The following is an 8,228-nucleotide window of genomic DNA, read 5'->3' as shown; positions in this document are numbered from 1 at the left end:
TCAGGCGGGCGTAGTGCTGGTAAAACAGCGGAATCGTCTCGATGCCCTTCATGAAGTTGAACACGCCGTACTTCTCATTGGGCGAGTGAATGGCGTCGGAATCAAGGCCGAAGCCGAGCAGCACCGAGTCTACGCCCAGCTCAGATTTGAACATGGCCACAATCGGGATGGAACCACCGCCGCGCGTCGGGATGGGCTTCTTACCGAAGGTATCTTCCATGGCTTGAGCAGCGGCTTTGTAGGCCACCGAATCCGTTGGCGTTACCACCGGCTCACCGCCGTGATGAGGCTTCACCACCACCGTCACGCCCTCAGGCGCAATGCTGGTGAAGTGTTGCTGGAAGATCTGGCTGATTTCCTCGGAGGTCTGGTGCGGCACCAGTCGCATCGAGATTTTGGCGTAGGCCTTAGAAGCAATAACCGTCTTGGCGCCTTCACCGGTGTAGCCGCCCCAGATGCCGTTCACGTCGAGCGTGGGCCGGATGCTGGTGCGCTCCAGGGTGGTGTAGCCCTTCTCGCCGTAGGTGGCGGGCAGACCTATGCTGTCCTTGTATTCTTCCTCGTTGTAAGGCGCTTTGTTTAGCTCGGCGCGCTCCTCATCGGAGAGTACCTGCACCTTGTCGTAGAAGCCGGGAATGGTGATGTGGCCGTTCTCGTCGTGCAGCGAGGCAATCATTTTGCACAGCGCGTTGATGGGGTTGTGCACGGCGCCGCCGTACAGGCCCGAGTGCAGGTCGCGGTTGGGGCCGGTCACCTCCACCTCGTGGTACGAAAGGCCGCGCAGACCCACCTCAATGCTGGGCGTATCGTTGGCGATGATGCCCGTATCGGAGAGCAGCACCACGTCGGCGCGCAGCTTCTCACGGTTGGCGTTGACGAAGATGCTGAGGTTGTTGGAGCCGATTTCCTCTTCGCCTTCAATCATCACCTTCACGTTGCAGGGCACGCCGCCTTGCTGATTCAGCACTTCAAAAGCCTTCACGTGCATATACACTTGGCCTTTGTCGTCGCAAGCACCGCGGGCGTAGATGTTGCCGTCCTTGATGACCGGGTCAAAGGGACCCGAGGTCCACAGCTCGTAGGGGTCGGCGGGCTGCACGTCGTAGTGGCCGTACACGAGCACGGTGGGCAAGCTCGGGTCGATGAGCTTTTCGCCGTACACGATGGGGTTGCCGGCCGTGGGGCACAGTTCCACGTTGTCGAGGCCCACTTCTTCGAGGCGGGTCTTCAGGTACTCAGCGGCGCGCAGCACGTCGCCGTGGAACTTAGGGTCGGCCGATACAGAAGGAATGCGCAGCCAATCGAGCAGCTCGCTCAGGAACCGGTCCTGATTGTCGGTGAGGTAGGTTGAGGTCATTCAGCAGGAATGTAAAGTCGTCGGGTGGAGAGGGCGTAAAGGTAAGAGGCCAGCGGATTAGAAGCAGACTTGGAACAGCTACTCTGTCATATACTCATGAACAATCTCCCAAGCTCGTTCTAGGCTTATCCCTTCTCGTTGGGCAACTGCCAAAGGATGGTCCGTGGGCTCCAGTTCTATCCAAGGACGTAGACTATTACCTTGAAAGTGGGCTCTTGTTTTGAGACTGAGCATAGGTGCAAATGCTGCTAGTTCAGTACATAGCCACCCAAAGAACGGTCCTATTGTGTCTGTGTCGGGGTTATCCTGATAACACCAAAAGTGCTCCTCTGACTGGCTCACCCATACCCCGAGCCCGAAGGTTTCATCCTGCCCATGTACCGGTATTTCAACCACCCCGCGGATGAAGAAATCCTGGTTATCGATAACACAGGTATTCTCTGTTAGGACAACACGCATGGGGCGCTCCTCCTGTGGAATGGTGTACATCAGCCAAGGAGCCGAAGATCCTACATCTGGCAAGCCTTCATGGGTTTGACCACAGCACGCACATAGGTAGCTCATCGACACTCGCTCTTACTTCCGCCCAAACAGTGGCACCCTACTTTCCGTCCCGGCCCGCAGGCGCCCGATATTCGCCCGGTGCGTGTAAATCAGCAGGGCCGCCAGCACGAAGCCCACGTAGATCAGAAACTCCTGCGGCGGACGAAACGCGGGCGTCAGCTGCAGCAGTGCGAAGGCCACGCCGGCCGTCATGCTGCTCAATGAGACGTAACGGCTGATGAGCAGCACCGCGACGAAGATCAGCAGGCACACACCCACAGTAGCCGGGGCCACGCCCAGCATCATGCCCAAAATGGTTGCCACGCCCTTGCCTCCGCGAAACTGCGCAAACACCGGGTAGATGTGCCCCACCACGGCCAGCACCCCGCAGGCCAGACGGTAATACACCTCGTGCTCGGGCTGTATGGCCCCTTGGCTGACCATCAGCAACGGCAGGAAATAGGCAGCCACGAAACCCTTCAGCGCATCTATAAACAGCACGAAGGAGCCTGGCTTTTTGCCCAGCACCCGGAAGGTATTGGTGGCACCCGCATTGCCGGAGCCATGTTCTCGCACATCGATGCCAAAGAAGCGGTGGCCTACCCACAGCGCGGTAGGAATAGAGCCAAGCAGGTAAGCCAGAACGAGGAGCGGTAGAACTATGGCCAAATTCATGAGTGGGGGCTAATGGAGGAGCTACCAAAGATAGGAGGCTGTGGCAGGCGTAAAAGTACGTCGCCTTGCCCTGGGCCGATATAAAACAAAACCGCCCCAGCCGGAGCCGAGGCGGTTTGCAGTAACTAAGAGAAGCTTACTTGTCACCGAAGGGGTCGTCTTCGTTTTTCTTCTTCGAAGCCTTTTTCTCTTTTTCTTTCTTCGGCTCCTTGGCCGGCTCCTGCGGATTGTCTTCAGCCGGAGCGGCTTCCTCTTTTTTCTTCTTCTCCTTTTTGGTCGGTTCGGCAGCCGGTTCGGCCGGAGCGTCGGCGGCTATTTCCTCCTTCTTTTTCTTGTCTTTCTTGGAAGGTTCAGCGGCCGGTTCGGTTGGCGCATCAGCCGCTACTTCTTCCTGCTTTTTCTTCTTCTCCTTCTTAGTGGGCTCTTCGACCGGAGCCGCATCACCGCCACCCGATGCGAAGGGGTCGTCAGCAGCAGCTTCGTCCTTTTTCTTCTTCTTTTTCTTCTTACCCGATTCGACATCGGCGGCCGGATCAGCATCGGCGGCGGGCTCCTCCTCTACTTGCTTCTTTTTCTTCTTGGCGTTGTCCTCCATGAAGTCGAAGTTGCCGGAACTCTGCGGACGCACGGCTTGCTTTTGCGGCTTGGTTTCGCCGAGGTAGTCTTTGCGGAAGTGATTCACGAAGAGCACCTTTTCCTGCTCATCCCCGAGGAAGAAGCCGAAGTTGGTGGCCGTGTTGTAATCACCTTTAGCGGCGCGGCCCAGAATTTCATCGAAGGAGCCGTGCTGGGCTTTGGCTAGCAGTTTGTTCTCGGCATACTTGAAGTAGTACCACGTCTCGGGGTCGGCCTCCAGGTACAGCTCCACGTTGTCGCCGGTGCTTTCCTTTTTGATTTCGATGTAGCCGTCGATCATGGCGTTGATGTCCTTTTTGCCGATGCTCACCAAGCCGATTTTGCCTACCGAGTGCCACGCGTTGTGCTTCGGCGACCAGCGCAGGTTTACCTGGCTCAGCACAATGTCGTGCAGGAACTTCGTCGATACTTTCTGCAGCGGCACGTAGTTGCCACCCTTGCGGTTGGCGTATTCGCTGACGGTCTTCTGGCCAGCAAACTCGGCCATCTTGTAGTACTCGTTTTGCGAGTTGACCAGTGCCTCGGGCAGCCCTTTCGAGTACTTGGCCAAATCATCGGCCATGGCTTCCAAAGCCTTGTCGGGGAAGGTCAGATCGAAGGCCATCATGGCATCAAGCTGGTAACGGTTGGAGTCGGGATTAGCCCGGCCCAGGCCCGCCATAGCCAGCGTGTAGTCCTTGTTGGAGTTGATGAGGTTCATCTTCCCGCGGAAGTTCAATACCCCCGTGGTGTCGTTCACCGTCAGTACCGAGCCCTCGTAGATTTCCTGATTACGGTAATCGTGACGGCTGATGCTGTAGATGCGCTTCTTCGGGTCGTAGGTCAGTTCGCCGTCCACTTCGAAGAAGTTGGCGTCGGTTACGTTCGGTTTCACGGCCACGAAGAGCGGGTACGGCCTGCCAGTGCCATCGGAGAGGTACAAGCCGGTAACCATAGGGGTACCGTCTTCGGCCTTGGCTTCGCGCAGCTTTATCCGCACAAACTGCGGGTCGATACTATCCTGTACCGGGAACCAGTCGGCTGAGGTTTGCAGCTTGCTGAACTCCAGGCGGGCCTGGCCATCGAACATAAAGCCTTTGCGCTGCGAGTTCATGGTCATGGCCCCGCGGTACTGAATGCGCGGGGCAAGCCGGAACTTGTCGGCGGCCTTGATGTCGGCTTGGGCCATCGTGCCCGGCGCTACTGGCGCTTCTTCCTTGCCACGCTTCAATAAGCCACCGGAACGCTTCTTACCCTCGCCGCCCTTGTAACCGGCAACCCCAGTGGAGTCGATGGTGAAGTTGGAGAACTTGATGGCGAAGGAATCGGTCGGCGTTTTGTACTTGTGCAGCGCGTTGCCGGTGAACTGCAGGCGCGACAGCACTTTGATTTCGCCCTTGTACAGCTCGTGGAACTTGCCCAAGGTGTCCATCACGATGCCGGCGTTCTGGAAGGCGCGCATCTCGGCGTTGCCGAGGATGTATACTTTGTTGGAATCCGGCTCGATCCAGGCGTCAGCCGAGGCGATGTACGGTACGCCGCCGGCGATGAGGCGGAACTTGTTCAAGTCGTACATGCCGGTGGCGGCGCGGAAGCGCAGGCCTTTCTGCTCCGTCTTGGTGGAGAAGAAATAAGCCCGCGTGGAGTCCTGCCCCGGTGCTACGCGCAGCTGCACACTCTTTTTCTTGAAATCCCAACGGCCGCCGCTCAGCGTGGTGCGGTACTGCGAGTACGGCAGTTCGATAGAGGTCTTGGCGTTTGGCTCGCGGGTGAATTCGGCGAAGCTGCGCTTGATGTCGTACGTGAAGGCCACATCGGGGGCGGTCAGGGCGGCCTTCTTCTCGTCCGCCGATTTCACGCTCACAATACCGTTGTTGCCTTTGTACTCCGTGGGCAGGAAGGTGAACGAAGGCGAGCGAATGATGGACTGCTCACTTTCCATGCGGCCAAAACCGTAGAGGCCTTTGGGCGTGAGCGTGGCGGTGCCTTTGTACTTGTAGTTGCCGTCGTAGAAGCGCATGGCTTCCCCGGTGCGAGGCGTGGAGAGGTACATGGAATCGGCCTTCACCACCCATTTCATCTGGTAGCCGGGCAGCAAGGCCACTTTCGGGTACTCGGCCCCGTTCAGTGGCCCTTCCTTGATCTGGGCCGACTTGCCCACCGTCACCACCGAGTCCTTATAGAAGATAAACTGGTCGCTTAGCAAGGTACCCGAGAGGTAGCGGATTTCGCCGTCACCTTGGATGCCGCGGTTGCTCATCTTTACTTGGTTGAACAGGCGTCCTTTGCCCCCATACACCGGGAACCCGTCTTTGGGAACCGCATATGCGAAGCCCAGAGAGCCGTCGTCCTGCATGGTGAGCTTAGTCTGGAACGGCGGCAGAATCCCGCCCGACACGAAGGTGCCCTTGAAGCCCACCGCAGCCCGGTTGCCGTTGTTTAGGGAATCGAGCTTAAAGGGCGGGATGTCGAAGAAAATGGTAGTATCGTAGGCCCCGCCCAGTACTTCGGGCTTGTTGAAGAACACGTAAGCGCCCGTTGTTGCGTCGAAGGTGGGGTATGCGCCCAGCTTTTTGCGGCCCGATTTGTTGTTAGGCGCGTTGATGTACAAGCGGCCAGCGGAGTGCCGGTCTTTGTTGGTGAGCGTAAAGTCCGACTCCTTACGGGCTTTCAGTGCCGAGCCTTTCGAGTTCTTCCCCTTCACAATGATGGAGTCGATCTTGAACATGTCGATGAAGAAGCCGTCGTAATCGAACTTAAACTCCTTGCCTTTAAAGATAAAGGCCGAGGCCACCACCGTGCCGTTGAAGTCGATGTTGCGGTTTTTCTGAATACGCACGATGCTGGAGTCGGGCTTCACAAACACCGTGATGGAGTCGTCGGAGAAGTTGAAACGGTCCACGCCACGTACCAATAGCACGTTGTTGTTCAGGTTGAGCGTGGCATTCTGCCCGTTCGGCGACAAGGACTTAATGGCAATGTGGTCGTAGTCCTTCTTGCCGCGCGAGGAGTTTACGTAGTGCAGGGCCTTGGGCAGCAGCGTAATGTCGCCGTTGATGGGGCTGATGGACACGTAACCGTCGCGGGCCAGGCCAGCCACAGCCGAGCGCACGTTGGGCTCTTTTAGGTTCAGGGCATCTACCATGTCCTGCACCGTGAAGCGCTTCACGTTGTTGTGCGTCTGGCTGTAGCCCACTACCATCTGCAGCGGGTGCATCTTGTTGATGGCCTTGATCTGCTGATAGCGAGTATTGGTGTAGAATTCTTTCGACTCGAAGCCAGCCGTTACCTGATTTTTGGCCGTGAGGGTCTGGAAGTTGATGTTCGGTGTGCGCAGGTTCCAAGTCACCTGTTCAGCCGTGAGCTCCATCTGGTGGTAGGAGTCGTAGTACGAGGTCGATTTGTACAAGCCTTCCTCGCGGGCCATGGTCAGCACCTGCCGCGGCTTGGAGAACTTCAGCTTTACCCCCGGGTGGGTAAGCGAGTCCGACTTGTCCTGGAAAATAGTAACCGAAGCGCGGTTCGATGAAATCAGTGTGTCGCCGAGCTGGTAGTTGCGCGAGGCGGCACGGAAGCGCGGCTTGCCCTCGTATTCCACCGTAATGCGCGACAGAGAACCGTCCAGCGTGGCACTGTACATCTGCCGGCCGCTCAGTGAGAAGCCGCCTTGGTACTTGATGTTGTCGCCAATGTTCTTGACGCGGGCGTCGTTGGTGAACGATACAAAGCGCGGGAAGCCGGTATCAGCACCGCCTTTCTTTTGCACGCTCTTGTAAGCCATTGCGCCCTTCACGGGGGCTTCCAGCACGGCCGGGTACGTGAGCGTAACAGGTTCAGCCTTGAACTCGGGCTTGTTCACGTCCATGTCGAACGTGGTCAGCTCGGCCGTTACGGGGTTGCCGTTGAGCTGCCAGCCGAAGGTGCCTCCCTGGCCCACAAACTTGCCAGTACCCGTTACCAACGAGCCGCTGGTTTTCTGGATTAGCACCGAGTCGTAAGCCGTAGCGATGAGCAAGTCGGCGTCCTTCAGCACCAGCACCGGGCCTTTGGTGCTTGGCGGGGCGTAGTAGCTGGCGTAAGCGGGCAGGGCCGGCTCAGGCGTGGGCTCGGGTTCCGGCTCTTTAACGGCGGCGGGCTGAGCGCCCGGCTTGGCGGGCGTAGTGGCCGTGGCTTTTTTGGCCGGCGCGGGAGTAGTTTTCTTTTTCGCGGGCGCACCCCAGCCGTCATCGGAGCTGGAGCCCCAACCGCTGTTGCCCCAGTCGCCGCTGTCCCAATCGTCCCAGCCACTTTTTTTCTTGGCGGGAGCAGGTTTGGCGGCTGGCTTGGCGGCAGCTTTAGCGGGCGTCTTGGCCGGTGTGGTCTTGAGGGGTTCGGCCGTTCTTACCGGTTCGGGCTCCGGAGCTTTTGGCTGCGGTGGTACAGGGTAATCGGTATCGTTGTAAGCAAACGACACGGTGCCGCCCGCGCCCAGCCGTAGGCGGTTGTAGCGAGAACTATACAGCTCCCGGGTTTTCAGAAACTGGGTGGTGGATGCGATAAACTTCTGCAAATCCTGCAGGTCCTGCGGCACCAAGGTCTTACCGGTTACGTCCAGCAGCTGATCCATCTGCTGGTCGTTGAGCACCTGCTGGCCCTGCTTGGAGGCCACAATCATCCCGAAGAAAGCTTCCAGATGAGGCCGAGGCTTCAACCGGCGGGCCTGCATCTGCCGCGCTAGCTCTATGAATTTGCCCTGCTGGGAAGTGGTCAGCTTATTGGAAGCCCAGAGCTGCCGCAACTGCTCGGTAAGCGCAATGGCTTGAGGGTTTTTGGTGGTGGCCATAAGGGCTACCACCTCCCCGATAAATTGCTCGGGGTCGGTACTGAACGGGGCACTGCCGGGGCGGACGGCAGCGGCCGGGGGTGGAGTAGTGGCGGCAGGGGCTTGCGGCTTAGCAGTCTGGGCGCGGCCGGTAACCGCCGAACCCCATGCCAACAACGCGCAAAGTCCCCACGTGGCAAAATGCTTCATATAATGCCTGGTGGGCGGATTGAGTCG

General features: G+C 58.3%; 4 protein-coding genes. All 4 read right to left on the bottom strand.

Features of this window, described 5'->3' with window-relative positions; translation table 11 throughout:
• Positions 1-1,357 (bottom strand): dipeptidase (locus tag AC5FXY_RS21185; protein ID WP_493558723.1); only part of this gene is annotated, 1,357 nt, incomplete at its 3' end.
• A 78-nt stretch (positions 1,358-1,435) separates the two neighbouring features.
• Positions 1,436-1,921, bottom strand: a complete 486-nt coding sequence (locus AC5FXY_RS21180) for a DUF2199 domain-containing protein (protein WP_493558722.1) — start codon at positions 1,919-1,921, stop codon at positions 1,436-1,438.
• Positions 1,922-1,933: 12 nt separating this feature from the next.
• Positions 1,934-2,575, bottom strand: coding sequence for a glycerol-3-phosphate 1-O-acyltransferase PlsY (gene plsY, locus AC5FXY_RS21175; RefSeq protein WP_493558721.1), 642 nt, complete (start codon positions 2,573-2,575; stop codon positions 1,934-1,936).
• Positions 2,576-2,711: 136 nt separating this feature from the next.
• Complete coding sequence (locus AC5FXY_RS21170) at positions 2,712-8,201, bottom strand: hypothetical protein (RefSeq protein WP_493558720.1); 5,490 nt, start codon at positions 8,199-8,201, stop codon at positions 2,712-2,714.
• Positions 8,202-8,228 lie beyond the last annotated feature (27 nt).

It is taken from the genome of Hymenobacter sp. FMD4 (assembly GCF_058932745.1).
This window is presented reverse-complemented; position numbering and strand designations above follow the sequence as displayed.

Coding starts and splice junctions, on each gene's coding strand:
- AC5FXY_RS21180 (WP_493558722.1), bottom strand. CDS start 1,921: ATGAGCTACCTATGTGCGTGCTGTGGTCAAACCCATGAAGGCTTGCCA.
- plsY (WP_493558721.1), bottom strand. CDS start 2,575: ATGAATTTGGCCATAGTTCTACCGCTCCTCGTTCTGGCTTACCTGCTT.
- AC5FXY_RS21170 (WP_493558720.1), bottom strand. CDS start 8,201: ATGAAGCATTTTGCCACGTGGGGACTTTGCGCGTTGTTGGCATGGGGT.